Source organism: Stenomitos frigidus ULC18 (assembly GCF_003003795.1).
Classification (GTDB): Bacteria; Cyanobacteriota; Cyanobacteriia; order Leptolyngbyales; family Leptolyngbyaceae; genus Stenomitos; species Stenomitos frigidus_A.
The window spans coordinates 1-2564 of the sequence record NZ_PVWK01000036.1; the positions used below are offsets into that span (position 1 = coordinate 1).

Below are 2564 nucleotides of genomic sequence, written 5' to 3' on the forward strand. Positions count from 1 at the left end.
GGCTACCAAGTCTTACTCCAGCCTCAAGCTGCGGCTCCGGTCACTTGACTGTGGGGTTTATTTTCGAGTCAGTAACCCGACTTGTTTTCACTCTAGGATGGTCGAATATCCAGAGCAGGGACTAACCCGAATGAGCAGGCGGGCAGGATGGTCTAAGAAGCCAATGCCTGGGGTAATGCCCAGGATACGCAGACGTAGACCCGACAGAACGGAATGAAGACCTTCAGTCAGAGTCAAGACGATGATGCACTCAGCAATGGGGAGCGATGAATGGAGGGCTATCAACTGGAAACAAGTCCAGAAGATAGTCTATCGACTCCAAACCAGAATCTTCAAAGCCAAACGTCGTGGGGATACCAAGCAGGTTCACAGACTCCAGAAGTTATTGATGAAATCGAGATCTGCCAAGCTCTTGGCGGTCAGACGGGTAACGCAGGATAATGCAGGGAAGAAAACGGCAGGAGTAGACGGAATCAAATCGTTAAGCCCAAGCCAACGACTTTCTATGGCAAGTTCCTTAGCTCTAACGGGAAAATCCCAGCCCACGCGCCGGGTGATGATACCAAAACCCGGTATCAAGGATGAGGAACGCCCGTTGGGAATCCCCTGTCTGGTCGATAGGGCAAGGCAAACGCTCGCTAAACTGGCGTTGGAACCCGAATGGGAAGCGGTGTTTGAACCCAACACCTATGGGTTTCGGTGTGGAAGAGGTGCCCATGATGCAATCGAGGCAATTTTTAATGGCATTCGCTGCAAAGATAAATATGTCTTAGATGCGGATATCCAAAAATGCTTCGACAAAATTAACCATTCGGCATTGCTGAACAAGCTCAACACATTCCCGACTCTGCATCGGCAAATCAAAGCCTGGTTGAAATCAGGAATGGTACTGGAGGGCAAATTGTTTCCGACTGAGGAGGGTAGCCCACAGGGTGGTGTGATTTCGCCATTACTCGCTCTGGTTGCCTTGCAAGGGTTAGAAACAGCGATTAGAGGTTGTGTCAAACCTGGTAGAAATGCACAACGGGAGTTAACCGTTGCATTCTACGCGGATGACTTTGTTGTGCTTCATAAATCGCTCAATGTTGTCCTCAAGGCTAAATTAGTCATAGAAGAGTGGTTAAGCGGCATGTCTCTAGAATTGAAGCCCAGCAAAACCTAGATCTCTCATACCCTCAACCCGTATGCAGGGATTGTTGGTTTCTCCTTCCTCGGGTTCACAATCCGTCATGTTCCAGTGGGCAACTACCGCTCTGGACGCAATAGTCAAGGAAAACGCTTGGGTTTCAAGACAATCATCACACCGAGCCAGGCAAAGGCAAAGCAACACATTGAGGCACTTGGAACCGTGATTGATAGTTGTAAGACAGCGCCCCAACAAGTGCTGATCAATCGGCTTAATCCAATCATTCGGGGATGGTGTAACTATTACTCAACCGTATGCAGTCACAAGACCTTCTTGAAATGCGACTACATTCTCTTGTTCTCGCAATTAAGAGCCTGGGCGAGGTACAGAACCGGAAACTTTAGCTCAACCACTCTTGTCAAATACTGGCATTACGTCAATGGTGCTCGTATCTTCTCCACGAAGGATGGAATAAGATTAATTTCTCATTCCAAAGTGCCATTGGCTCGCCATGTCAAGGTAAAAGGGGATAAGAGCTATTTCGACGGAGATGTCTTCTACTGGAGCACTCGTAAAGGAACCCATCCTGAACTACCGAATCGATTAGCCAGGCTACTCAAGCAGTACAAAGGAAGATGTCCTGAGTGTGGACTATTGTTTGTAGCAGACGATCTAATAGAGGTTGACCACCAAATTCCAGTCTCGGAAGGTGGAACAGATACGTTCGATAATCTGCAACCGCTTCATCGTCATTGCCACGATGTCAAAACTGCTCGTAGCCTAACTCATGCAGCAGAAGGTGCTGTTGACAATCAGCCGTTTTGTTGAGGAGCCGTGTGCGGGTAACCTCGCAAGCACGGTTTTGAAAGGGAGGGTAGCAGGGCAACCTGCTACTCGACCCTAACGATCTGCTCAAACGGCAGTCTTAAAGCTATGGGAGTCTGATTGCGGTCTCGCGGGAAACGGCGAGGGAGCCACAGAACCCTACGGCAGCTTGGCAGCGCTTCTTGAGAGCAATTTCAGGAGTTCATCGCACAGAAGTCAGCAGAGTCCATAGTAGTTCTCTTAAGAACGAAGGGACGAACATGAACGAACTAAGGAGGAGCGATGAACAACTCAGACTCATCGATGAACCCGGATGGGGGAGATGCGGTTTGGCGTGCGGACAGAGAGCCAGCCTTGGACAACCTGATGGCGCGAATCTTAGAGCGCAACAATGTTCAAAGAGCATGGCAACGGGTCAAGTCGAACAAAGGCGCTCCCGGCAGTGACGGGATGACTTTAGAAGACTTTCCCGCCTATGCCCGCGAACATTGGCAAGAGATTCGCCAATCCCTGATCGATGGCAGCTACCAACGGCAAGCAATTCTAAATTCAAAACCTAAGGGGAATTAGCCGTTTGAGCAGGTGGAGAGCCAGAGAGCATAAAATCCAGCAG

General features: G+C 49.4%; 3 protein-coding genes. All 3 read left to right on the forward strand.

Annotated features, from left to right (window positions below; genetic code table 11):
- Positions 1 to 256: 256 nt before the first annotated feature.
- The 3 genes from C7B82_RS33665 to C7B82_RS07440 all read left to right on the forward strand — a co-directional run bounded on the left by C7B82_RS33665 (position 257) and on the right by C7B82_RS07440 (position 2521).
- The gene (locus tag C7B82_RS33665; RefSeq protein ID WP_281258936.1) at positions 257 to 1162 is read left to right on the forward strand and encodes a reverse transcriptase N-terminal domain-containing protein; all 906 of its coding nucleotides are present in this window, start codon (positions 257 to 259) and stop codon (positions 1160 to 1162) included.
- Positions 1163 to 1237: 75 nt separating this feature from the next.
- Positions 1238 to 1954: a group II intron maturase-specific domain-containing protein gene (locus tag C7B82_RS33670; protein WP_245939780.1), complete on the forward strand. Its 717-nt coding sequence runs from the start codon at positions 1238 to 1240 to the stop codon at positions 1952 to 1954.
- Between the two features lie 279 nt (positions 1955 to 2233).
- Entirely contained in the window at positions 2234 to 2521 is a 288-nt protein-coding gene (locus tag C7B82_RS07440; RefSeq protein ID WP_245939781.1) for a hypothetical protein, read from the forward strand.
- The last annotated feature ends 43 nt before the right edge of the window (positions 2522 to 2564 follow it).